Origin of the sequence: Mesorhizobium sp. M0478 (assembly GCF_040321305.1) — a bacterium.
Classification (GTDB): domain Bacteria; phylum Pseudomonadota; class Alphaproteobacteria; order Rhizobiales; family Rhizobiaceae; genus Mesorhizobium.
The window spans coordinates 188,883-211,671 of record NZ_JAMYRH010000010.1 but is presented as its reverse complement, the minus strand read 5'-3'; the positions used below and the strand labels follow the sequence as shown (position 1 = coordinate 211,671).

Annotated in this window: 22 protein-coding genes; 14 read left to right on the top strand and 8 right to left on the bottom strand. The window is 54.3% G+C overall.

The window, feature by feature from the left end:
- Nucleotides 1-22: 22 nt before the first annotated feature.
- Nucleotides 23-232, bottom strand: coding sequence for a DUF3072 domain-containing protein (locus tag NKI64_RS23165; RefSeq protein WP_031193277.1), 210 nt, complete (start codon nucleotides 230-232; stop codon nucleotides 23-25).
- Between the two features lie 242 nt (nucleotides 233-474).
- Between NKI64_RS23165 and NKI64_RS23160 the strand changes: the two genes are divergently transcribed.
- From NKI64_RS23160 to NKI64_RS23150, 3 genes are all read left to right on the top strand, one after another.
- A complete protein-coding gene (locus tag NKI64_RS23160) occupies nucleotides 475-1,392 on the top strand; it encodes an NADP-dependent oxidoreductase (protein WP_352670235.1) in 918 nt (305 codons plus the stop codon).
- A 205-nt stretch (nucleotides 1,393-1,597) separates the two neighbouring features.
- Complete coding sequence (locus NKI64_RS23155; RefSeq protein ID WP_023669678.1) at nucleotides 1,598-1,828, top strand: hypothetical protein; 231 nt, start codon at nucleotides 1,598-1,600, stop codon at nucleotides 1,826-1,828.
- Nucleotides 1,828-2,070, top strand: coding sequence for a DUF982 domain-containing protein (locus NKI64_RS23150; protein WP_352670232.1), 243 nt, complete (start codon nucleotides 1,828-1,830; stop codon nucleotides 2,068-2,070). Before NKI64_RS23155 ends, NKI64_RS23150 begins: the two co-directional genes overlap by 1 nt.
- Nucleotides 2,071-2,937: 867 nt before the next feature.
- On the opposite strand, the gene NKI64_RS23140 is transcribed toward NKI64_RS23150, so the two are convergent.
- The gene (locus tag NKI64_RS23140) at nucleotides 2,938-3,684 is read right to left on the bottom strand and encodes a Crp/Fnr family transcriptional regulator (RefSeq protein WP_352670227.1); all 747 of its coding nucleotides are present in this window, start codon (nucleotides 3,682-3,684) and stop codon (nucleotides 2,938-2,940) included.
- Between the two features lie 483 nt (nucleotides 3,685-4,167).
- On the opposite strand from NKI64_RS23140, the gene NKI64_RS23135 reads away from it, so the two are divergent.
- The 8 genes from NKI64_RS23135 to NKI64_RS32165 all read left to right on the top strand — a co-directional run bounded on the left by NKI64_RS23135 (nucleotide 4,168) and on the right by NKI64_RS32165 (nucleotide 10,610).
- Nucleotides 4,168-4,374 (top strand): patatin-like phospholipase domain-containing protein, encoded by a 207-nt coding sequence (locus tag NKI64_RS23135; RefSeq protein ID WP_352670224.1) that lies wholly within the window; start codon nucleotides 4,168-4,170, stop codon nucleotides 4,372-4,374.
- Nucleotides 4,375-4,994: 620 nt separating this feature from the next.
- Nucleotides 4,995-6,731: a DUF6538 domain-containing protein gene (locus NKI64_RS23130; protein WP_352670221.1), complete on the top strand. Its 1,737-nt coding sequence runs from the start codon at nucleotides 4,995-4,997 to the stop codon at nucleotides 6,729-6,731.
- Nucleotides 6,728-7,498, top strand: coding sequence for a DUF6884 domain-containing protein (locus tag NKI64_RS23125; protein ID WP_352670218.1), 771 nt, complete (start codon nucleotides 6,728-6,730; stop codon nucleotides 7,496-7,498). The genes NKI64_RS23130 and NKI64_RS23125 overlap by 4 nt, the downstream gene beginning before the upstream one ends.
- Complete coding sequence (locus NKI64_RS23120; RefSeq protein WP_352670215.1) at nucleotides 7,485-8,204, top strand: GIY-YIG domain-containing protein; 720 nt, start codon at nucleotides 7,485-7,487, stop codon at nucleotides 8,202-8,204. Before NKI64_RS23125 ends, NKI64_RS23120 begins: the two co-directional genes overlap by 14 nt.
- A 504-nt stretch (nucleotides 8,205-8,708) precedes the next feature.
- Nucleotides 8,709-9,044, top strand: a complete 336-nt coding sequence (locus NKI64_RS23115) for a hypothetical protein (protein WP_352670212.1) — start codon at nucleotides 8,709-8,711, stop codon at nucleotides 9,042-9,044.
- Between the two features lie 111 nt (nucleotides 9,045-9,155).
- The gene (locus tag NKI64_RS23110) at nucleotides 9,156-9,914 is read left to right on the top strand and encodes a nucleotidyltransferase domain-containing protein (protein WP_352670209.1); all 759 of its coding nucleotides are present in this window, start codon (nucleotides 9,156-9,158) and stop codon (nucleotides 9,912-9,914) included.
- Between the two features lie 4 nt (nucleotides 9,915-9,918).
- Nucleotides 9,919-10,227, top strand: coding sequence for a DUF6602 domain-containing protein (locus NKI64_RS32170; RefSeq protein ID WP_502901394.1), 309 nt, complete (start codon nucleotides 9,919-9,921; stop codon nucleotides 10,225-10,227).
- The gene (locus tag NKI64_RS32165; RefSeq protein WP_502901393.1) at nucleotides 10,224-10,610 is read left to right on the top strand and encodes a hypothetical protein; all 387 of its coding nucleotides are present in this window, start codon (nucleotides 10,224-10,226) and stop codon (nucleotides 10,608-10,610) included. The genes NKI64_RS32170 and NKI64_RS32165 overlap by 4 nt, the downstream gene beginning before the upstream one ends.
- A gap of 250 nt (nucleotides 10,611-10,860) precedes the next feature.
- Here the strand turns inward: NKI64_RS32165 and NKI64_RS23100 are convergent, their stop codons facing one another.
- From NKI64_RS23100 to NKI64_RS23075, 6 genes are all read right to left on the bottom strand, one after another.
- Entirely contained in the window at nucleotides 10,861-11,310 is a 450-nt protein-coding gene (locus NKI64_RS23100) for a hypothetical protein (RefSeq protein ID WP_352670206.1), read from the bottom strand.
- A gap of 98 nt (nucleotides 11,311-11,408) precedes the next feature.
- Nucleotides 11,409-11,822, bottom strand: coding sequence for a hypothetical protein (locus NKI64_RS23095; protein ID WP_352670204.1), 414 nt, complete (start codon nucleotides 11,820-11,822; stop codon nucleotides 11,409-11,411).
- 72 nt (nucleotides 11,823-11,894) lie between these two features.
- The gene (locus NKI64_RS23090; RefSeq protein ID WP_352670201.1) at nucleotides 11,895-12,869 is read right to left on the bottom strand and encodes a hypothetical protein; all 975 of its coding nucleotides are present in this window, start codon (nucleotides 12,867-12,869) and stop codon (nucleotides 11,895-11,897) included.
- 305 nt (nucleotides 12,870-13,174) lie between these two features.
- Nucleotides 13,175-14,200, bottom strand: a complete 1,026-nt coding sequence (locus tag NKI64_RS23085; RefSeq protein WP_352670199.1) for a restriction endonuclease — start codon at nucleotides 14,198-14,200, stop codon at nucleotides 13,175-13,177.
- A gap of 296 nt (nucleotides 14,201-14,496) precedes the next feature.
- Entirely contained in the window at nucleotides 14,497-15,336 is an 840-nt protein-coding gene (locus NKI64_RS23080; protein WP_352670196.1) for a glycoside hydrolase family 75 protein, read from the bottom strand.
- A 341-nt stretch (nucleotides 15,337-15,677) separates the two neighbouring features.
- A complete protein-coding gene (locus NKI64_RS23075) occupies nucleotides 15,678-16,460 on the bottom strand; it encodes an endonuclease/exonuclease/phosphatase family protein (RefSeq protein WP_352670193.1) in 783 nt (260 codons plus the stop codon).
- A 66-nt stretch (nucleotides 16,461-16,526) separates the two neighbouring features.
- Here NKI64_RS23075 and NKI64_RS23070 point away from each other — a divergent pair, with 66 nt between their 5' ends.
- The 3 genes from NKI64_RS23070 to NKI64_RS23060 all read left to right on the top strand — a co-directional run bounded on the left by NKI64_RS23070 (nucleotide 16,527) and on the right by NKI64_RS23060 (nucleotide 22,788).
- Nucleotides 16,527-16,916: a hypothetical protein gene (locus tag NKI64_RS23070; protein ID WP_352670190.1), complete on the top strand. Its 390-nt coding sequence runs from the start codon at nucleotides 16,527-16,529 to the stop codon at nucleotides 16,914-16,916.
- A 199-nt stretch (nucleotides 16,917-17,115) separates the two neighbouring features.
- Nucleotides 17,116-19,209 carry an AAA family ATPase gene (locus NKI64_RS23065; protein WP_352670187.1) on the top strand — a complete coding sequence of 698 codons (2,094 nt, stop codon included), beginning with the start codon at nucleotides 17,116-17,118 and terminating at the stop codon, nucleotides 19,207-19,209.
- Nucleotides 19,210-19,584: 375 nt separating this feature from the next.
- Nucleotides 19,585-22,788: an Eco57I restriction-modification methylase domain-containing protein gene (locus tag NKI64_RS23060; RefSeq protein WP_352670184.1), complete on the top strand. Its 3,204-nt coding sequence runs from the start codon at nucleotides 19,585-19,587 to the stop codon at nucleotides 22,786-22,788.
- Nucleotide 22,789: the final 1 nt, after the last annotated feature.

Here is a 22,789-nt window from a genome sequence, read left to right as displayed (position 1 = left end):
TGTCGTAGGTCTCCCAGCGCCTTTAGAGCTTGAGCTCAGTCCTTAGCGCGTCGATTCGCTTCGAGGCCTCGGCTTTGCTTAGATCTTCGGCGTAGCTTCTGTCGTCGCCCGCCTGCTCACATAATGTTTTCAAGTAGGAAGCTTGCGACGGAGTCATTGGCTCGTCTCCCGTCGTCCATTCGTCAGGATCCTTGCTGATAGCTTCGCCTTTGGCTCGGGGTGTAGTTTGCATGACGCTCTCCATGTTGGGAACGGCACAACGTATTTGATCTGCTTTTGTTCCACATGCCTGAAGTGTCTGAGATTGCGATGGCAGGGGTGTTCACGAACGCAAGTTTACCCGTGCTGGAAGAATCCGACGAGATTGCTTAGCTTCCGCTCGCGGTCGCCAACGATGAACTCAACGCCAACTCTGCGCGAGACATCGAAGACCCTCCGCGCCCGCAATTTACCCCAACGGTGAGGAGACGCCCCATGAAAGCAATCGTAGCGACGGACCTGACTGCAGGAACGGCCGGGATGAAGTTGGTAGAGTTGCCCGAGCCTCGGGCGGCAATTAACGACGTGGTCGTACAGGTTCATGCGGCAGGATTCGTCAACACCGAACTGGAGTGGCCCTCGACGTGGGCCGACCGAGCCTTCCGTGACCGGACCTCTTCGATCCTCGGCCACGAACTGGCTGGTGTGGTCACTGCGCTCGGCTACGGCACTACGGGGCTTTCTATAGGTCAGCGGGTGTTCGGCCTCGCGGACTGGCATCGCGACGGCACCCTCGCCGAGTATGTTGCCATGGAGGCCCGTAACCTCGCGCCGCTGCCCGGCGATGTCGACTTTACGGTGGGCGCTAGCCTGCCGATCTCCGGCCTAACCGCATGGCAGGGGCTGTTCCAGCATGGCCGCATCAAGGCCGGGCAGAGCGTTCTCGCGCATGGCGCTGCCGGTGCCGTCGGTTCTATGGTGGCGCAGCTTGCCAGGGAGGCCGGAGCCTATGTGATCGGCACCGGGCGGGCCGCCGACCGCCAGAAAGCGCTCGACTTCGGTGCAAATGAATTCCTCGACCTCGCAAAAGACACCCTTGAAGATGTCGGCGGCGTCGATCTGGTGTTCGATGTCATCGGCGGCGATGTCCAGAAGCGATCCGCAACGCTCGTCCGGGCCGGAGGTATCCTTGTCACAGTCGTCGGACCAACGGATATTCGACCTGCAGACGGCCTGGCGGTTGACTTCGTCGTCGAGGCTGATCGAGCCCAGCTTTCTGAGATAGTGCAGCGGATCCGCGATGGACGACTGCGGACGAACATCGGCAAGGTTTCGAGCTTGGATGATGCCATCGGCACCTTCAACTCAACGGACCGACGCGCGGGCAAGACCGTTGTCCGCGTTCGTCCGTGAGAACTTGGGAGAGAGGCGGGCCCTCGCTCCTTATGGTCGCGTCGGCAGCTGACACGGTGAGGTGCAAATCAGCGCCTGTCGCGGGATTTAGCCATCGTAGGGCGGTGTTTGCGGGAACCTACTTTGTACGTTTCCGACTCTTGCCTTTTTCGGAAAGTGACCCACAGAATAGCTGATTGAGGTTCTATCTCTCTGGGAGGATGGGATGGACATTCAAGCACCTGTTCGGCCTACGCAGCAAACGGCCAAGGAGCTGGTCCGCGAGGTCCTGTTGGGCTCTCAACCCGGCGACATTATTTCCGTCAAAGCGACCATTGTAGCGGTCCGTGAGCGCGGCGGCGATCTTCTCGAAACTGACTGCCAGTTAGTCGAAATGATCGTCAAATCAGCCTCCGTTTGGGGACTGTTCATCGCCTTTGACGTTCGAGAGGCGTGATGCCCCACCGTTGGTTCAACCCTCCGGTTTATGTGAAGACTGAGCGCCCGGGGCTTCGCCTTGGTGTCAACCGGGTTGATGCCGCCGCCGAGGAGCTCCTAAAGTGGTCCAATCGTGGCCCCAAGTGGCGGCTGGCGGCCGAGGCTTGCCTATCTGCGATGGATGGCAAAATGCCGGGTAGTGACTTCCGGCTGCTGTTCGAAGCCGCGGCCGATGAAGAGGAGATGCTGCTGCCGGATTAACAACGCTATACGACGAGCCCATTCGGGTCTGTTCGCGTTGCGAATTCACCGGCGCAACGGGCATTTATGCTGTCCGTCTCCGTCGTCAAACTTTAAAGTGAGACACTAACGAGCGACGACCTAGATGGACAGTTATTCGCCGGTGCGCGTACCATATAGGGCCGCGGGTGACCGATGGAGGTCACATGGTTGATGAAGAGCATCGCCGCGAACGGAGGCAGCGGGTGCTGAAAGGCGCCTCAATCATCAGCGGAATCACAAACTCCGAGATCAGTTGCACCATTCGGAACCAAAACAGTGGCAGAGCTGAGCTCAAAGTCCCGGTGGAATCGCGTGTCCCTGAGCGGTTCGTGGTTTACGTGCCGACCGACGGCGTTGCCTACCAGGCAGTCCGGCGGTGGCGCAGGAACGACCGAATTGGGGTTCAATTTATAGGAACGTTGCCAAAGCCGCGTCTCCACTATGGCTGAGCTTGTGCCCGGGATGCACAGACCGGGGAATTGGACACTCTCCGGCGCTCGGCACGTGTTCCATGGCAGTCGCACTTTAGAGATTACCCCCCGGCGAAACTTCGCTTGAGGTCGACACGGTCAGAAGGCTTACAAAATCGCGGGAATATTCCCCGTCCAGATATTTAGCCGGAGCGCCCCACGCCTCGGCTGGTTGGCCAGTGAACGCGTCAAACACCGCTCAGGTTTCGTCGAGTCCCTCCTGAGGTCGAATCTTTGAGAAGCCATGCCGTCGCTAGGTAAGTCTGCGGTCCAGTTCTCAAGCGGTGATCGACATTCCTGTTGGAGTGCGGGTTCTACAGGAGATTCGGTTTTGAGGATCGCGAGGGCTCAACGGATCATGAGCGACCCAGCAGGATCAGAAACCGGCACCCGTCTGCGCAGCCCTTTGATGAAGATAGGTAGAGTCAAAATCTGCGGCGCGAACGAGCCCTGCCCAGTCGGTCGCATGAAAACGCGAGCCAACGGTGGATATCAGAGCGTCGCGTCTAAGGTCCTGAAGCACTCGGTTCACGTGCACGGTAGAGAGGCCAAGTGCGTCGCCAAGTGCAGCCTGCGTTATGGGGAGATAGGCCACATGATCTTCAATGCGGCCTACCGAGCGAAGGCGAACAATGAGTTCGCAAAGAATGTGAGCCATACGCGAGTAGGCGTCGCGCCTACCGACGTTGGTGACCCACTCTCGATAGATCGCCGCATCGATCACCGTCGAGCGCCAAAACACTCTCGTTATCGAAGAGTGCTGGTCGCAAACGGCGCGAAGTTCGTCGTGCCGCATGAAGCCCACCCTAGCGGGCATGAGAGGGGTGAAAGTGCAATCCATGACCGACAAATGCAAACCATGCAGGTCGGGAATGTCGCCCGGAACAAAAAAGGAGGAGATTTGACGCTTCCCCTCCCCGGTTAGTTTGATCGACCCTATTAAGCCTTCAAGAACGACGAACGAAAGGCTCGGCTTATCGCCCTCGCGCAGAATGTCTTCGTTGGCCTGATATCTCTTCTCCTGAATCGAGATGTTCCCCAAGGTCGCAATGTCTGATTCTGCGAGTTCCGAGATGGCTTGGAGCTTGCGGATCAACATTTTGAAAGAATGATCATGTGCCATCAAGAACCTGTTCGTGTTTGCTCCCAACTTTTAGTTGGCGCTAATGTTCCCGCTGCCTAGAGGAGACGAAGGCCAATGGTCAGTGCGTCGATGATGCGCGCAAAGTTCAGCTGTCCTCAATCCTTTTCGCCTGCCGCAACCTGTTCGAAACGGCTGGATCACAACCTGCTTTCCACCGGATTAACGAGTGCTATTGCGCGCCAGGAACCTTAAGAGTTCGCAGCCGTTCAACTGTTGGGGCGCACGAAGCAGGCTTTCAATGTCATCGGGTTCCGTGCTGATCGTGGAGACGTCGAGAACTCTCTCCGGGAGGCCGGGTTCGAGGTGGTCGCCGGCTTGAAAGGGCCTTCAAGCGATTGCGACTTTCGATCGTGAGCCGGAGCGAGTTGTGGCTCTCCTGACAGATATCAGACTTGGGGACGGCCCAAGCGGGTGGGATGTGGCCCGGCACCTCCGAGGCGCCGATCCTACTATGCCAGTTATATGACAGCGTTGGTCGATGCCATGGCCTGCTACGCAATTGACCGACATCAAATCGACATCCTGTCTCTCGGCTGCGTTGAATTGGAGTTCGCCTTCACCAAGGACCAAATCGCCAAGGGCGGTATCAGGCACTGGCGCGAGATCATTTCTGCCGCCATGCGCCTGCAAAGCCAGAATGCACTGGGCAAAGCTGGGCTGCTGGTATGACGAGACCGTCTACTACGCGTCGACGGAGCAGCTATGAAGTCTAATCCGATCGACCTCGACGACTACACCGGTCCGCCGCAGAGTTACCTGTTATTGCTGCCTCACTGGTCAAGCAACATGAGGAACGGCTGGCCGCGCTTTTCGTTGCGCCGCGTCCACCCTACAAAGCGGTGTATGGGCCAAGGTCTCAGGACCCGTAAATAGCCACCTGTTCTTCGCACGATGTCGGCTTTCAGAAACCGCCTAAAGCGATCCCGATATTGAGCGCAATGGCCATCCGTTCTGATTAAGTCGTCTTGGCCAGCCGTGGTCTTCACTCGACCCCGCATGATGAGGTATGACCAAGAAGGATGTAGACTAAACCGGAAGAGACAAGGTGCAGGTGCAAGGCATTGAGAGAAATAGCAGGAACCGAACCAATCCACAGGAATATTTTGTTGGTATTTATGTTGGTAGCAGATGCGGCTAACATTCCCCTAAGTATCTGAAAGCAAAACGGGATTTTCTTCACTTGAATTCCGCCTCTGGGCACCATCAACTTCCTAACGTGTTGATGCAGTTGAAAAACCAGCAAAATTAAATGCTTAGGGCTACCCGAGTGCTACACACAGGTGTTACACATGGTCCTTGCTATGAGCCGTCCAACAAAACATCGAAAGACCGGCGTGTACTGGTTCCGTAAGCGGGTACCCGCCGACATTGCCGTGTTGACCGGCCGCAAAGAAGTCAACAAGACCCTCGGAACGAAAGACCCCGAAGAGGCAAAGCGAAAGTACGCGGAGGTCCTTGCGGAGTTTGAACACGAATGGGCGCAGCTTCGGCTCGGAAATCATTCGGTCAACGGAAGCGGCTTGGGTCGTCCTGCCGCAGCTGGCGTAGATGCGCTCACACCGCGTCTTATCACGGACCGGGAGGCGCACCTCTTTGCCACGGCGGTGCACGACGAATGGATCGCAAAATTCCGGGAAGTTCCCAGCGAACAGCTGCACTGGCACACCGAACTGTACGAGGGCATGTGGAAAAGGTACCCGTTGCCTTCAACCGATCCTGTTGCTGGAGTGGAAGGCGTCGCTGATCCCATCCCGGGGACAATGCCAATCGAGAATATCTTTTGGAAATCGATGAGAGCCGGATGCATCAGCAGGGCTGAGACCATCCTTGCCGACAATGACTACAGTGACGATCCATGGAGCGTCCACAAGACTGCACGTGCAGTAGGAGCCGCGTTGCAGCGAGCTAGCTTGACACTACAAAGGCTTGAACGCGGGGAGTTTGAACCAGCAGAGGAGCCCGGGCGGATTCATCGTTCGGCAAATGCCCAGCCAGCTGACAGCCGGTTGCCGAAGACGGCTGCAAAGCAGAGCTCTGACGCAGCGACTTTGACTGGACTCGTGGACGGTTGGTGGAAGGAGAGCAAAGCAGCAGGCAGAAAACCGAGCACCTATGAGAGCTACAGAGACGCCTTCGCCTATCTTGCTCGGTTTCTGAAACACAACGATGCATCAAAGGTCACGGCCAAGAATGTCATTGCATTCAAAGACCACCGACTGAGCACACCTTCGCCAAAGACCGGCAGGGTGATTTCAGCGAAGACCTTTAAGGACAGCAATCTCTCAGCTCTGAAAGTCGTCTTCGGCTGGGGGGTTGCCAACGGAAAAGTCGATCATAACCCGGCCGTCGGTGTTACCCTAAAGGTCGGAAAACCTACCCGCCATAGATCGAAGGGCTTTTCTGACGATGAGGCCCGAGAGATCCTTGCTGGCGCGCTGTCTCATGAGAGAGGGCAGGAAAATCCGAAGACATTTGCGGCGAAGCGTTGGATCCCGTGGCTGTGTGCGTTCACAGGAGCTCGGGTAGGCGAACTGGCGCAGTTGCGAAAGCAGGATGTATCATTGCGCGGCGAAATGTGGGTCATTCGCATTACACCTGATGCCGGGACAGTTAAGACCGATGAAGCTCGCGAGGTGCCCCTCCACCGGCAGGTAATTAACCTCGGATTCCCTGCGTTTGTTCAAGGTGCTCCAAGCGGCCACCTCTTCCTGAATGTTGATCCGCGTGCAAACGTCCGAGGGGCTCTGCGGGGCTTGAAAAACCGGCTTGCTGAGTTCGGTCGGACCTTCGTGCCAGATCCAAATGTGGCTCCCAACCACGGCTGGCGTCACCGCTTCAAAACGATTGGAATGGAGGCCGGTATCCCTCCCCGCATTCTGGATGCGATTCAGGGACAAGCAGCACGGACGGTGGCCGACACATATGGCGAAGTCACGTTGAAGACCATGGCGACGGAGATTGCGAAATTGCCTTGCTATTCATTGAAGCTCAATGAGACTGGCTCGTGCGGGGAGGAAAAACAATGAACCAAGCTGATCGCATTCGAGATTTTGTGGTGAGCGCGTACATCGGTCCTGCTCGCGCCCGAAGGTTCAGCGAGGTCGAGGTTAGAGCTGGCGACGTACATCGGGAAATGTCCCTTGCAAATGCAATGCCAGCTGTCTGCAGTGCTCTCGGCAGCAACAAGTTTGAAGAATTTGCGGGTGTCAGGACGATTGAGCGAACTGGACCGTCAAACGGATCAAATGCGCGATTTCGCTTTCAGGTCCTGGATCAACCTGCGTTTATGGAGCCGTCGCCACTTCCGCCACCTCTTCTCCCGAAGGAAGCCAGCGGCACACCAGTGCCCCAGTCACTCGTGGCTCGCGATACCGTCGTACTTGTCTCATGCGTGAAGTCGAAGCTGCCAAACAAGGCGAAAGCTCAGGACTTGTACATTTCTGCCCAGTTCCGAGGTTCACGCCGCTTTGCAGAGGCAGCGGGCGGCTCGTGGTACGTGCTCTCGGCACTCTATGGGTTGGTTGAACCGGATGCTGTCATAGCGCCATACGACTACACCCTGAACTCTCTGGCGGTGGCTGAGCGGCGCGCATGGGCAACGAAAACCTTCGACCAACTCATTAAGGCAGAACCTAACCTAAAACGGGTCACCATCCTCGCAGGCAAGCGCTATCGTGAGTTTTTAGAACCGGCGTTGTTGAGGCGTGGTGTAGCGGTCAACGTGCCGATGGCAAACCTCCGGCAGGGCGAACAGCTGGCTTGGCTCGCGCGTGACCAAAATGCGGCTGAATGACCTACAGCAGTTTTATGGACTGATGGACCGGCTCATCCACATTCAAGGCGGGGTGAGCCGCTTGGCCGAACTTGGCTCCTCCATCCCAAGGCGTGGCGTTTACTTCTTTTTCGATGACCGCGAACCGCGTAGCGACAGTGGTTCAGGGCCGCGCGTTGTTAGGGTTGGCACCCACGCCCTTACTGCAGGCTCAGCATCATCATTGCGCCAGCGGTTGGCACAGCATCGCGGAAAGCATGGTGGTGGTGGAAACCATCGAGGGTCGATTTTTAGGTTGTTGGTCGGGCAGGCCTTGCTCTCAAGTGGTGCAGTACCTGAAAGCCTTTCGTGGGGAGTGAAGGGCGATCCAGCCAAGGCTGGCCTTGCCGTGGGGATTGCGCGTGACGAGCTGACGGCGTCTGAACTACCGGTTGAGGAAGCGGTGTCGTGCTACCTATTGAAGCTGTCGTTTGCCCGCCTGTCGGTAGACGATGAACCGGGACCTGTCAGCCTCCGCGGGACCATAGAGCGGCAATCTATAGCACTTCTGACCAACTTTGAGCGACCGGCACTTGATCCGGCTACACCGAGTTGGCTTGGCTCTGCATCGAACCGTCCGCTCGTTGTTGGATCAGGGCTATGGAACCAGCGCCACGTCACGGAGAAACATGATCCTGCTTTTCTGGCGACGCTCGCACAGCTGATTGATCAGCAGGCGTCGCCATGAGCAACTGTTTGGAATTCTGGTTGGATGAAGCTGGATACCACGCTTGGCTTGTTGCTCACCCAGATGGTTTCGTCGTCAATCTTCGACGTGGGCCGTCAAGCGGGTATGCGGTGCTGCATCGCGCGTCTTGCGCTCTCATTTCCGGGTCGAAGTCGCCGTACGGCGCTTTCACGGAACGAGGCTACCGGAAGCTGTGCGGCAACAGAGTAGCTGATCTAAGCGCAGCACTTCGCACGAGAGGCGACGGCGGCGGCTCGTTGACGAAGCGTTGCTCGTTCTGCAAGCCCGAATGATCAGCAGCCCTAGCGCCCGCTTCCGGACATCGCACCAGCCGTGCACGAGTTGACACAACAGGTTGTTTGAGGGGCATCGGGCAGTTTGGCGGCGTGTCAGCCGTGAGCAACGGATGTGGTTGCCAATTACAGCGGGGGTTTCGCACAGGCCTGCGTCTACCCTTCGCGAACAGAACCAGTCTGTTTTGCTTTCAGGAAGCCCCAGCCACCTTTGACCGACTTTCCAACTCAGCTCTTCACCGCCCTTAGCCAGTGGCTTTGCAAGCATCGGAGAGACTATGGCACAAAAACCCAAGAAAGCTGGAAAACACGGAAATGTTGCATTGAGGCCCTCAAGTTCGCCGACGATGCTCCTGAAATCGGCGCGACGTATCCCGGCATCTCGCCAGATAGCGACCCAAATGAAGCTGTTACCTTTCGGATGACTTTCGATGTGATAACGACAGCTGCGGTCGTACTATCCATCATGGATGCCATGGAGGGGCATCATGAAGACAGAGAACTCGACAAGTATCTAGACCGCAAGTCTGACCGTTCAGGCAGCTAGTAGGTCTATTGCGAGCGGCACTCCTCGTATGGTCGTAGGCGCTATTAAGGTGCTTGCGCTAGTATCATCTTCATATGCCGATTCGACGTCTCGGCTTCTGTAGGGATATTGATGACTGCCGATTACTACTTAGGTGGCATTTTGATGCGCGAAGCTGTGGATCGCAGCATCAACTCTCCCGTGCGAGCCGTTGCGCTGACACTCGCTCCGCTCATTCAAACTTGGAGTGCAGGACATCTGAGCAGCGTCGGCGCAAGCGGCTCATTTGCCAAGGGGACGGCGAACAAGAGTGGCACCGATATCGACCTATTCCTTTCCCTTGCTTCGAATACGCCATTCTCGTTGGCGGAGATTCATAACACGCTCTTCAATGCCTTGACCAAGGCTGGTTACAAGCCAAGGCGACAGAACGTTTCGATCAATATCAGAGTCGGTGGATATGACGTCGATCTTGTTCCGGCAAAACGGCACGACAATAATAGCTCTGATCACAGTCTATATCGCCGCAAGGCGGACACGTGGACGAAGACAAATGTGGAGCGCCATATCGCGGTCGTGACTGGTGCCGGGCGTGAGATGGAAACCCGGATTGTGAAGCTATGGCGTAATCAGAAAGGCGTGGACTTTCCCTCATTCTATCTCGAGCTAACGGTGATCGAAGCTCTTCGCGGGTGTGGCGGCACGTTGTCTACTAGGGTGTGGCGCGTGTTCGAATATTTGCGAGACAGTTTCTTGGCCGCGAGGGTGATCGATCCTGCAAACACCAATAACATCATCTCTGACGACCTCACCGCCAGTGAGAAGATGGCTATCAGGCGAGCCGCTGAAAATACTTTGGCGGCGAGGACGTGGGAGGAAATCGTGCGATGAGCGATTGGTCGCTACAAGTTCTCCTTTCCGCATTGCAGACGATATCGAGCGGCGTCTGGAGAGGGCGAGAAGGGTTTTCAATCACCCAACGGTCAAGGGTGATGCCAGCGAAAGGGTGTGGCGCGATCTCTTGGAGTCATACCTCCCGAAGCGGTATCAGGTTGCGACCGCGCATGTAGTGGACAGCACTGGTGCATTCAGCGACCAAATTGATGTCGTGGTGTTTGATCGGCAATATTCTCCCTTTGTGTTTCACTATGAGGGTCAGGTCATCATCCCGGCCGAAAGCGACAAATCATCAATGGTGCGATGATGGCCTACGCTCATGAGAAGATTGCGACCGTGCGCGCGCTGAAGCGCACCAGTTTGCCAGTCCCAACTATCGGTGGGGAAATGCCACCAAAGTCCCCTCAACATATTTGGGGTGGCATTCTGTCATTCGACAGTGAATGGACGCCCGCTTTTGGTAAGCCGTTCTATGCCGCCCTCGAAAACAGCGATCCCGGTGGGCGTATCGATATCGGATGCTGCGCTGCGCACGGGGCCTTCTGGAAGGACGCTCAAGGAGCCTACCACGTTCCACGGGGAGGCAAAGCGGCGACGGCCTTCCTCCTGGAACTGACTGCGAAGTTGCAAGCGAGCGCCACCGTACCCATGATCGATGTTCGTGCCTACGCAGAGTGGTTAGCCAAGTAGGCGGACTGAACTGTGGGCGCACCTCAAGCAGTCTGCGTAAACACGAGTTGCGGGAGCTGCGGCAGAAAGCATCAGCCTGCCTTCCGCTTGATCTCTCGCCGCTTCCTCACCACGACCTTGAATGCGACCTCGTCGGGCATCCCGATCTTCGTAGATCGTGGCTCTGCGCCCTAGTCAACGTTGTTGCGTGACCGTAACGGTAGCGCATACCCCGGCTGTATCTTCTTGCTATGTGATATTCTGGTTTCGATTAGTCGTATCGAGGGCCAGCTGCCGCTTGAATCAGGACCGCTGTAGCGTTGTCGGGCGAAGGATCGCTGCTACCATCCATAAAAACGCATTCGCCCACTTCAGGATAGTCCTGCTTGCCAACGAACACATCATATTCAATTCTCTTCTTGAACTCTATGGGCTTACGATTTTCGCGCTGCATGACCACAATGTTCTCGTTCATCGTCTTGTCCATCATGTTTGCATCGTCGAAATCGACATTGCTACCTTTGGAAAGCTGGTCGAAAAAGGCGCGATAATCCTCAACCGTAACCTCTCGATGAGATTCAGTTGTTTTACCTCGGGAAAAACCATCACTACGGTACGGCGCCTCCAAAATCTTCACGCATGCGGCACTCATACGGTCGTCGGATTTTCCGCATCCAGCAACCAAACAGCCAAGAACCACGAAAAAAGCCTTTTTTGGCATCCTGCTCTCCGACGCAAGGAAGTGCTTCAACGTTCAGCCGCCGGGTCCCTGACCTGAAATGAGACTTTGCTGCTCCACACTATCCTCTCGGGGCACGATCACTGAAAGGTAGACGCCGGTAAGCCATTTATAAGAGCGTTGAGGCGCGCCCGCGCGAGTTTAAGATCTTCGGTGTTTTTGCTAATTTGATGGTTCATCTGCATTAGTTGGTCCGGGCTGCATCCCATGGCCCTATACTCGAGAAGGTTTTGCAACATGGGCTGCCCTATAGCAACAAACTCCTCAATAGCTGCCCGCCAAGCCTTTGCATCCGATGGGTGAATACCTTCAAGGTCAACTCCATCCGTGTATGCTGCAATGCGATCCATGATCGCGTTAGAGACTGCTGATTTCTCGTTATAAGCGTAAAACTGATCGCTGAGTACCTTGTATTTCGACAGACACAAACTGTCCTCCGCAAATGCGGTTTGAGAGCAGAAGACGGCAACCAGCACCATGAGTTCGCGTTTCATGCTCATCGCCCTAAGTTGCTTTCCCGGGGGTATGCCGCCACACCCAACGTCTCTTCCTCTGGAATCGTTCGGTCAAAGCCCCGTAAATGCCGGAACCCCCTTCTTGATCTGGTAGGTGACCACCCCGATACCGAGGCTTTCTAAGATTTCCTTCATTGCTGCAGGAAGCTCCTTCGGGACTACAATCATTTTGCTGAAGCCCCGCTTTAGGAGCTTCTCGTAGACGATCAGTTGACCGATTGCCTTAAGGTAGTCAGAAGAGCCAGCGGCTGTCTTGATTTCGAAAAGGCGCGGTACGGCTTCCTCGTAGGTGAACAAGTCCGGCCCAAGTGAACTCACCCGTTCATTCGCTACTCGTACACCCTTGGCTTCGAGGGTCGATTTCAACGCATGCCAAATTTTGGCGTGGGTGCGGTCCTTCCATTTCGCTTCCTGCGGGCCAACCAGATAGCGACCAAGCGCTTCCTCAAAGATCCGGGCCTGCTGTGCCACGCCCAATGCCATTTCTGATTCGGTTGCTGAATTGATGCGGACCAATCGACATGCGTCTACGAACGTTTTTGTCTGATCCACTATTGCCTGCTGGGAGTCACCCAGTTGTGCGACGCGATAATAGGGTTTCTTCGTACCGTTTGAAAACGCCACTATAGCTGGAGTAAGTCCGTGCGCTCTATCATTATTGCTGAGATGAATACGTTTCGTGCCCATATTCATTTCACCAGCATGCAAGAGCCAAAGCCGCCTATCGTTGTCACGAGCGACCAAGCCTTGAAAACGACCAGGATATTCTCCGTCAGGTGGGTTGACCTCTACAATAAGGTTCCTGTCCTTTTTGCCTCCTAGTCGGTCCCCAAGCCCATTCCAGTATCTAAAGCCTTCATCTCGATCCCATCCGCGCACATTCAACCAAATCCCCGATGCTTCTACCCAAACCAGATGATCTGAGAAGCCGTGGTCCGTCGTTCCGAGCGTTCTAAATGCGTTTCGCCACGCCGTGATTGCGGACCGAATAGTTCCCTTTGCTTTGACGGCAACGAAATCGACCATCTTACCCCCCAAAGGATCCTTCCTAGCAGATGTAGGCTTATCATGAACTGTCGTCTACGCAGACCGCCCCCACTTGAATGCCGATCCGCCGGAAAAGTTGTGGAAGCCTTGCGCGGCGTTAACAACGGGCTCGCCGAGTTCGGGGGCGCCTTGGTGTCAGATCTAAATGCCGCCCCAACCACGGTTGGCCACCGCTTCAAAACAACTGGCATGGAAGCCGGTCCCTCCCGCATTCTGGACGCAACGCAGGGTCAGGCAGTAGGGTGGTTGCCGACACTCATGGGGGAAATACGAGTGGGTCTGCTTCAGGCTTCTGGCACAAGGACCCAGATGCGGCGGAGCGGCAAGTCGGCTCTAATCTCCTCGGGGAGCCGGTCATAAACCGAGTAGAGCGCTTCAATCAGTTCCTGTCGGCCCCAAAACCTGACACGAAAATACAGATCGTTGGTGCGTTGGCGAACGGAACTTTTGAATCCGGACCAGCTGACGAGAAGGCCATATTCGGCATGGGTGTCCTGAATCGTCCCGAGCAGACTTTGGAGTGCTGGTTGATCAACAACGATGTCTCCCGATTTGACCTGGACCACAAGCCGCGGGCTCTCGAGTCCAAGCGCACCTTGGCCTGCCACGATGTCTACACCTTTGTCGGCACCCGGGGGCGAGACCCTCGTCTGGTAACCTTGGGCGCGAAGGATGGCCGCCACGAGCTCTGTGAAGGCATGTCCGACAAAGTTGGCTGAGATATGCCGTTCGATTTGATCCTGTGCCGGGATAATAAAGTCGACTTGGGCGTCAGCCAGCGAGTCAGCTGTGTTCTGCTCCGCGCCGGACGTGTTGAACGACTTCCCATTGGGTCCCGGATCGTGGCCGGATTGAAGCAGGACCTTGAACCGAGTAGCGGCATCGTTCCGCTGCACCTCGCAAACTGTCTGAGATGCTCCTAGGCTGTAAAGTAGGTCCTGCTTCACGGCGTCCCTAGGGAGGTCGGTGCGTAGCCATTTCACGCGTCTCGCCGGGCGATTTTCAGAGTTCAAAAAGAAATCGCCCGTCACCTGTCCTATCGCGATCTGACCCGTGGTTTTAAGCGGCACTATGGCAAGATCGCCGTCTTGAACACCATTGGCGAGCTGGTTTAGTTGAACGGACCAGTTCTGTAAGGTTCCGGATTTTTGCTCGGGATAGGTAGCTTGAACGGCTGCAGCGATTCCCTCCTTTGTGGGCGGAGCAGGGAAATTCGGAATCGCCCATCCTGTGGCCAACTCTCCTGAGGCGAGAGCTGCTGCCTCTTGCTCACCAAACTTGCCGAGTCTTATCAACCAAGATCGAGACATTGGACCTCCAGTGTTTAGCCTGACGAAATCAGGTGATCGGCCTCAGAGTTGTCGGAAGGAATACGGGGAGAATCCAACGCAAGATGCTCATCTTGAGCGGCACACTGCACGATCCAGCTGCGAGGGCAATAAGGGGCTACAGCCAGTACGACGAAAAAGAGGATATACACCCATGCGCGCAGGCGCCTCTTCTGAAAGGCAGGCCAACGGAATCCACAATTGAATGGCGAAGTTGGCTCTATTGCTGATATCTCATCGGCAGGCCACATCCGTATCTACTACGGCGCTGAAAAAGACTAATGGCAGGATTTCAAGAACCCCTCGCCACCCCAGTCCTTTAGAGCTTGTCCGCCATCGCTTCGAATCTGCGCAATCCATTTATCGCTGTTGACTGTCGGATTGGTGGATGAACCCGGGAAAACAACGGTAATAACGCGGCTTCCTATAGCGTTTTTCGCGCGTTGAACGCCGCCACTCTTCACCATTGGGTCGTTGCCTAAATCATAATGCAATCGCACCGAGGCCTCACCCAGACCGCCCTCATCCCCGTAAACAGCGAGAGCCACTTTGTGGCTGTTCGGCCAATAGACCGCTGCGAGATCGCCGGGTTTGACGTGGTACTTCGCGACAAAGCTGCTGGTAAGCACGACATATGGGATCTTGGTGGCATCGACCCAATGCCGCTGCGTACCAACAGGCCCGTCAGGAACCGGCACCCGAGTCTCGCTGACAAAAGCATCTTTCGGCAGTGCATCGCCGTCCGTTTGCACGACGGGCACACCATGAGCGTCCTTTGCAAAGCCGAAAATGCGTACCCCTGAATAGTCCTTTGTAGCTACAGCCTTTGCCCAAGCCGCCCGGCATTTCTGTTGCCAATGATCCGGATCGCTCTTCGGCGTGGATCCGACAGCAGTCACGCCGTCGCAGGTGTAGGATAAACCTTTGCCGTCTACCCGATAGGAATTGGGAGCTCCATCCGCATCGACATTCAGGAGGGACGTCGCGAACACCACGCCAGTTGTGATCTTGCGCGGACTGGAACTAACGTTGCCGCAATCAGCTGCGAAAGCCGCGCTGGTTACGGCACAGGCGAGAATTGCCCCACACGCAGTGCTGAGAGCACGTTGGAACTTCATTGACCCCTCCCTGCATACGCCAAATCAGCGCGCGACCTGAAGACGTATAGCAACAACTTCCGACAGCGACAACTGCCAACTGCCGTATCTTTATTGCTTAATAAAGATACGGCAGCTGGCGAATGGCCGCTTTTCTTCGAGATCGCTGTAATGACAACCGCGCCCTCTTACGTGTAGCCCATCGGAGACGTCAGGGAGCTTTGCGGCTTGAAGAACCGGCTCGTCGAGTGCGAGCGCGGCTATCTGCCAGACTCTAACTTTCGCGGCCCAACCGCTGGCGGCATCGCGTCAAAATTCGTTGCGCGGAAGCCGAAACTCTCTCAGCAAGCTTACACTCAAGATCACGGCAGCAGAGATCCCGAAATGTCATATTTTTCGTCTAAGGGGCTCAATGCCAAGTCCGCCCTGACAGCCACCCCGAAATGATCGCTCATTTTCCGACCGTCACCATCGTGCTCATCAATTCCCCAGACTGATAAAGACTGAAGCTCGGGGCTTAGAGCAATGTGGTCGATTGCGGGCCGGTCAACTCCGTTGATTTGACCGCCGGTGCAAATTGACAGGCCTTTGAGCGCTTCAGAAAGAGCGAGGCTGGCCGCTTTCGGTCCCCAAATCCGGGGCACGAACTGGTTATAGTCCCCAAGGACTACCATCGGGAGTTCAGCGCTTTTGGAGGCGACTACATGCTTCAAGCCTTCCAAGAACAAGATTTGCTGCGACCATGCCGGGCACCTTGGCACAACGCCCATGGGCGAAGCGAGATGATAGGGAATGCACACACCAAGTACCCTGATATCTCCCAGAGGCGTTCTGGTAGTCGCGGCAATGAAACCACCGGTTTGAAGCTCTTGATTGCCTAACGGGTCGACGTAAGTCCAAGGGTTGCGGCTCCATAGGACAACTTTTCGCTCAAGTGCCACTTCCCTAGACCAGGACACGCCCTTCACCGAAATTACGAACCCTCCGAGTTCTGCAGTTGAACCCTCAAACGCCTCCGTTAGGCAAACGACATCGGGCGAAAGCGCGGCAATGCGCTCGACCATCGTTAGAGCTTGGCGGCTGCTCGGATTTTTCCGCTCGACGTTCCAAGTTACGAATAGCGCAGAGCTGGTACGTTCATGCATTTAGCAGACCTTGCTGGATATGTTAGATCGAGGACTGAACCATCGTCACACTGACACGTGGGAATAATGCTGGACATCGAACGCGACACGGCAACGCGGATCATCGACGCGATAGCCGTCGCCATAGACGGTAAGCCGTCGCCTGCGAAGAGCTTCAACCAGTTTCCCTATGAAAACCTTGCTGATTATGGCAACTGGGGCCAGGACAACAACGACTCGAAAAATGACACGCCGCGGACTCGGGCCCTGTTCATGGCCTATCTCATCTTCTCGGGAGGTCGCATCCCGCTACGCGGAATCGAAATGCACGGCACCTTCTTCAGGCCCGACGTCTGGGTCGCAGGAGCGCTCGTCAAGAAAGGCTACCTAACGGTCGACGAAAGCGCTGGGGAGTTCTTAGTCACGCAGGCCGGTTGGGCATTCGTCGCCGAGACGCTTGAGGGACTCGGCAAGTAAATCATTGAATCTCGAAAGGCCAACATGAGCTGCTGCCGACGTGCACACCTTCAGCTGATTGGCACGCTAGATACCCTACTCTCAACGGCGCCATCGCGGCCGAACGCTCTTCCCAAGCCAAGCGGCAAAGTCCAAGATTGCGTTTGCCTAACGACCACCAGAGAGCGTATCCGGACGATTCACAATAGGAGGGGGCAACATGGCCGATTATGAGATTAAAATCGAAAATTGCAACAGTATCGATTGCGCCAATATTGTATTAAAAAAAGGCAGCTTGAACATAAAATATGGACCAAATGGTTTAGGCAAAAGTTCTATCGCCAAAGCCATAGTTAGTCAGGCTCGCAATGACGGTACTTTGCAGGACTTGGCGCCATTCAAAGGCAGGGGCAAGGTTGGCTCTAACCAACCGAAGGTAAGTGGCATCGAGGAAATCGCTTCTGCATTGGTATTTGACGAAGAATACGTAAATCAATTTGCTTTTCAGCAGGACGAAGTTGTTAAAAACAGCTTCGATATATTTATAAAAACACCAGAGTACTCCACAACCATGATTGAGATTGAAGCCCTATTTGCAGGGATCAAGAAGGCTTTTTCGGACAATGAGGAAATAGAACAGACGACAAAGGACCTGAAGGAGCTCCGTGATGCATTCGGCAAAACTAATGCGGACGGCTCCATCCCAAAGTCGAGCAAACTACTCAAGGCTTATGGCTCGGGCAACAAAATCGAAAATATTCCGGAAGCCCTTAAGCCCTTTGAATCGTTTATCAAAAGCACGGACCCATCGAAATGGATTGGCTGGCAGATCAGGGGCAACGAATTCTTGAAGCTCGGGAATACGTGTCCATACTGCTCAACAGCCTTGCCCGAGGGGCCGCAAAAGGACATCCCTCTCGCCGTGGCCAAAGAATATGACGCGACCGCGATTGGTCATCTTAACACTCTCAAAGCAGTAATTGAACGTCTCGGAAAATATTTCAGCGCCAAATGCCAGGAAAATCTTGAAAAGATTACCAAAGCGAAGCTCGAATTAACAGCACCTGAGAAAAGTTTCCTGAGCGGTCTCAAGACGGATATCGAAGCGCTCATTGTGAAACTTGAAGATCTTCGAACAATCTCATTCTTTTCTCTGCGAGACGTGGGTGAGATCGGCGACAAAATACAGCTACTAAAAATCGACCTTGGCATGATCGACAAGCTGGACTCAGATGAAACTCGCAAAGTGACTGACCCAATTAACTCGCAGCTCGAAGAGCTTATAAAGCAAGTCGGCGCGTTAAAAGGTAGCATCAACAAACATAAAGCCAAGATTAAGAAAACCATCGAAGAAAATCAGGACAGCATCAATCATTTCTTGAAATCCGCAGGTTACAAATATTCTGTGGTTATTATTCCAGAGCCAGACTCCTATAAAATGAAGCTATTACATCAAGATTTAACTGGCCATATCGATTCAGCCTCCAAACACCTCAGCTATGGTGAAAAGAACGCATTTGCGTTAGTACTTTTCATGCATCAGGTTATCAGCGAACATCCTGATATCATCATTCTCGATGATCCTATATCGTCCTTCGATAAAAACAAGAAGTTCGCAATTCTGCACGAACTTTTTCGGGGCAAGGCAAGTCTCAGAGATCGCACGACACTTATGCTGACACACGATATAGAGCCAGCAATCGATGTGATCAAGAGCACGGCCAAGGTGTTTCAAGGGTCTCATCCCTCCGCGACCTTCTTGTCGTCAAGGAATGGATCGATAACGGAGGTAGAAATTACGTCCAGCGACATTCATACGTTCGCGAAAATCTGCACAGAGATATTGGGGGTGCACGGCGATACGCTGATAAAAGCCATATACTTGCGACGTTACTATGAGATAACAGATAACATGAGTCTGGAGTACAATCTCCTCGCAAGTTTGTTCAAAAAGCGAGCGACGCCAACCGTCCAATCTGCGACGGAAAATCGAAATATGACTGGGGCTGAAAAAGCTGAAGCAGAGTTAGATATCAAAAAACGTATTCCGGAATTCGATTACGACTCCTTATTGCACGTAGTGTGCGATGATAAAGCCATGAAAGAGAAATTCTTTGCAACTGATGTTGGGTACGAAAAGATACAATTGTTTCGCATTATTAGAGGGAAGCATGAGGATGACATCATAACAAAATTCATCAATGAGTCCTATCATATCGAAAACGAGTATGTGATGCAGCTTAACCCCCACAAATTCGAAAGTGTGCCAGAGTATGTTGTTAGTGAATGCACAAGGCTGCTCAACGCCGCATAGAAATTCGGTGAGCAGACTTAATGCGGAACGGTCACTGACATCGGTCAATGTCGCTCCTGTCGTCGGGCATTCAGCGGAGCTAGGGCTAATCGTGGACTTAGCAAGACTCGTCGAACGCAGACGGTGTAGCGAATCTGGAAAATACAATTTTACTGGGTGTGTTTGCTTTTCTGGACCCGAAGGCTCATAGCGGTAAAGGACCCGTTTGCATCGTAAATATTTTTTCCGTCTGTGAAAGTCAAAACGATTGCGATACCAGATGGATAATGTACATCAACCAAGCCCCTTACCTAAGCAAATCCGCCAAATGACCCGAGCGCCTATGTCCGGGGATATTTCCATCAAGCCTTGGTTCCCGGGCAAAGAGGTCTGGCTTTGATCCACAAGCGCGATCCACTTTTCAAAAAGCGAATTCTGAAGAAAATCCTTCGCGCGGAGGAGGATCGCGGGGTTGCCGTTCCACAACTTGCAACTGAACGCATCGCTCATTGGGTGGACCAGCTTCGCCGAGGTGTTCTCGACAAAATGACTGAGAGTTCAGCGGAGCAAACCTTTAACCAGGAGATTTTTGGGACCGTCCTCGGCTATGAGCAGATTGGCACGGCAGTTGAGGCTTCGCTTATGCCCAAGAGAACAGGACCATCTGGGCGCGACATCCCAGACTTTGTGCTCGGACGATTTGACCTTAGTGCAGGGCTAGAGGAATGGGCGGTCGTAGGGGAGATAAAGGGGTCTAAAACTGATCTCGATCAGCCGCAAATGGGACGCTCAAACAAGGAAACACCGGTCGAGCAGGCCTTCAGGTACGCGACCAAAGGAAGAGCTGGCGTCGAGTGGATTCTGGTCACTAATTTTCGCGAAGTTCGCCTGTACAAGAACGGTTATGCTGGCAACTATCACGGTTGGAATCTTGAGGAACTGATCCAGCCGTCGAAGCTCTTCGAGTTCTATGCCTTACTAAGGCCGGAAGGCTTATTGAACCGCGGCCGCGAGCCAATCGCGAGCCGAGCATTTCAAGAATCGATTTTGGCTGGTCGTGACCTCACAGAAGGGTTTTACGGTTTGTATAAGGCTGTGCAGGAGGCTTTGATAGCAGAGCTTTCGGGTCAGCCTGCTTCTGTCGCGTTGTCCAGAACCGATCTCTACGGGAAGACCCACAAACTCCTCAACCGCGTTTTGTTCATAGCGTTTTGTCAGCAGCATCCCGCTGAGCTGGTACCGCGCGATACTCTTCGGCAAGTCGTCAACCGAGCTCGCGCCAATTCATCATCGGGAAGCTATTGGCGGGAATACAAGGAATTGTTTCGAACGCTTAACACAGGCGGCGGCTTGGGTGGGATGGCGCTCAATGCATTCAACGGTGGCCTGTTTGCTGAAGACCCCTACTTCGACGCTATCGAGATACCGACCACGCTTTTCACAAGGCGGTTCCGGGCAGGCAAAGGACGGCGACAAAGTCTCGAGATCACCGGTATTTTTGGGTTTGATATCTATGACTTTGGCGAGGATTTGAACGTTCAGGCCTTGGGCGCCATTTTTGAACAAAGCCTAAAAGACATCGAGAAGGGCGAAGCCCTCGTTCGTGGCGTCGGGGAGATGGGCGTTAGCAGCCAAGAGTCTGGTGGCGTTTACTATACGCCACGCGAAATCACGGCCCATATGGTCCGGGGCGCATTCGAACTCATTTTCGAGGAGTTTGCTGGGCAAGCCGAGAGCAGTCCCGTGAAAATCGGTAAGGCGATGGCCACGCCGTCACGAAGCGGTGACCGGCGTACCAAAACTGCATATTTCACAAGCTATGCTTCTAAACTACGTACGATCAAAGTCATGGATCCCGCGTGCGGTTCCGGCGCATTTCTCGTTGAGGCGCTCGATCAGCTGCAGTCTGAATACGATAAGGTCAATCGCGCATTGTCGGAGCTGACGGGCGCAAAAGGTCAATTATCCCTCCTCGATCTTGACCGCGTTATCTTGAGAGAAAACCTGCTTGGAAGAGACATCCTTGCCGAGTCGGTCGAAATCACGCGACTCAGCATATGGCTGAGGACGGCAAAGCGAGGTGAAAAACTCGAAACCCTCGACCAAACCATCGTAACCGGTGATTCACTGCGTTCGACCGATCACAACATTTACGATGCAGTTATCGGGAATCCACCTTGGGGGGCGACGCTGGATGGGTGGGATGAGGGCTCGCTTGTCGAACGTTTCCCAAGTTCAGGGTCCGAGATTGATTCCTACGCTATCTTTGTTATCCGCGCATGGGAAATGCTCAAGGTGGGCGGAGTTTTAGCGTTCATCATTCCCAACTCCTGGCTAACAGTTAACGGTTATTCGGCTTTTCGCGATTGGTTGTTGCAAGCCTTCGAATTCGTCGAGGTAACAAATGTTTGGAAGGTGTTCGCCGACGTAAATCACGACGCCAGCATCCTGATCGCCCGTAAGCGACCGATGCCCATCGCACTTGTTCCCCCGGGCAGCCCCGACGGAGTTAAAGAGTTCCGGGTACAAGCGGTTGAACGGGGCCGCTCCGAGAGCGTAAAGCTGAAGCAGCTTGCGGAGGCAACGTGGGCCATCGGGCACCGTACAACGCACGATTTTCAGTATGGCCAAACCAATCACCGATTTGAGGTGATCTACCCTCAGAAAGCCGCGCTGGAGCTCGACCAGATTGCTGCTCGATGCCGCCGGTTGGACGCGGTTGCAGATGTGACAGTTGGGATTCAAGTTTATCACCACACGAAGGTGCCAAAGGAGTTTATCAAAAGACGCGGGTTCCACAGCGCGATGCGAGAGGGGTCTGATTGGTATCCATACATTGATGCAAATGACGTCCAGCGGTATTACAGCAAGGAGTCCACAACGCAGTGGCTCCATTTCAATGATCGGCTGAGGGATAAGCGCGATCTAGCTCACTATGCAGAGCCACGAATCTTAGTTCAGCAAATCTTTTGGCGACGCCTGTCTGCAGTTTTACAGGCTCCAACTGAGCCCGAGATGTACCTTAATACGCTCTTCGCTATCTACAATGCACGCGGTGTAACTTTGGCATGTGTTCTGGCGTTGTTGAATAGTAGGTTCATCACTGGAAGCTATGAAAGAAGGGCTAATCGTCTCTTTGGCGATAAGTTTCCCAAAGTTAGCAAGATTGACCTCGCCAGCGTTCCCATACCCAGAATGAGTCCCGCCACAATGGCAGCGCTGGGCGACGCAGCGCTCGATCTCCAGGCAAAATGGCAAGGCTTACGTGACGCCTTGCGTGACGCCAACGTAGATTTGTCAGCTGCGCACCCGGAAGCAACTTTATCTGAACTCGGCGAGTTCTGGACACTTTCAGAGGCAGCATTTCTCGCGCGCGCCTCCAAAATCTATGGTCCGGCTTCATCGACGCGGAACGAACTACTGCGTAGTGGATACACAAAGGCAAAAACAACCATTGACACCCTTTGGCATATCATCCGGTCTCGTGAGCAGGAGCTTGAGGTCCTAGTTCGCAATGCCTACCGTGTTAATGAGGAAGTATACTCAGCGATTATCGCCAGAACCCCACCGCCCGAAATTGAGTGGGCATTAAGGAGTTAAG

Coding starts and splice junctions, on each gene's coding strand:
- NKI64_RS23140 (WP_352670227.1), bottom strand. CDS start 3,684: ATGGCACATGATCATTCTTTCAAAATGTTGATCCGCAAGCTCCAAGCC.
- NKI64_RS23120 (WP_352670215.1), top strand. CDS start 7,485: ATGCGGCTGAATGACCTACAGCAGTTTTATGGACTGATGGACCGGCTC.
- NKI64_RS23080 (WP_352670196.1), bottom strand. CDS start 15,336: ATGAAGTTCCAACGTGCTCTCAGCACTGCGTGTGGGGCAATTCTCGCC.
- NKI64_RS23130 (WP_352670221.1), top strand. CDS start 4,995: ATGGTCCTTGCTATGAGCCGTCCAACAAAACATCGAAAGACCGGCGTG.
- NKI64_RS23155 (WP_023669678.1), top strand. CDS start 1,598: ATGGACATTCAAGCACCTGTTCGGCCTACGCAGCAAACGGCCAAGGAG.
- NKI64_RS23065 (WP_352670187.1), top strand. CDS start 17,116: ATGGCCGATTATGAGATTAAAATCGAAAATTGCAACAGTATCGATTGC.
- NKI64_RS23075 (WP_352670193.1), bottom strand. CDS start 16,460: ATGCATGAACGTACCAGCTCTGCGCTATTCGTAACTTGGAACGTCGAG.
- NKI64_RS23160 (WP_352670235.1), top strand. CDS start 475: ATGAAAGCAATCGTAGCGACGGACCTGACTGCAGGAACGGCCGGGATG.
- NKI64_RS23165 (WP_031193277.1), bottom strand. CDS start 232: ATGCAAACTACACCCCGAGCCAAAGGCGAAGCTATCAGCAAGGATCCT.
- NKI64_RS23095 (WP_352670204.1), bottom strand. CDS start 11,822: ATGAAACGCGAACTCATGGTGCTGGTTGCCGTCTTCTGCTCTCAAACC.
- NKI64_RS23100 (WP_352670206.1), bottom strand. CDS start 11,310: ATGCCAAAAAAGGCTTTTTTCGTGGTTCTTGGCTGTTTGGTTGCTGGA.
- NKI64_RS23135 (WP_352670224.1), top strand. CDS start 4,168: ATGACAGCGTTGGTCGATGCCATGGCCTGCTACGCAATTGACCGACAT.
- NKI64_RS32165 (WP_502901393.1), top strand. CDS start 10,224: ATGATGGCCTACGCTCATGAGAAGATTGCGACCGTGCGCGCGCTGAAG.
- NKI64_RS23110 (WP_352670209.1), top strand. CDS start 9,156: ATGACTGCCGATTACTACTTAGGTGGCATTTTGATGCGCGAAGCTGTG.
- NKI64_RS23150 (WP_352670232.1), top strand. CDS start 1,828: ATGCCCCACCGTTGGTTCAACCCTCCGGTTTATGTGAAGACTGAGCGC.
- NKI64_RS23070 (WP_352670190.1), top strand. CDS start 16,527: ATGCTGGACATCGAACGCGACACGGCAACGCGGATCATCGACGCGATA.
- NKI64_RS23085 (WP_352670199.1), bottom strand. CDS start 14,200: ATGTCTCGATCTTGGTTGATAAGACTCGGCAAGTTTGGTGAGCAAGAG.
- NKI64_RS23125 (WP_352670218.1), top strand. CDS start 6,728: ATGAACCAAGCTGATCGCATTCGAGATTTTGTGGTGAGCGCGTACATC.
- NKI64_RS23090 (WP_352670201.1), bottom strand. CDS start 12,869: ATGGTCGATTTCGTTGCCGTCAAAGCAAAGGGAACTATTCGGTCCGCA.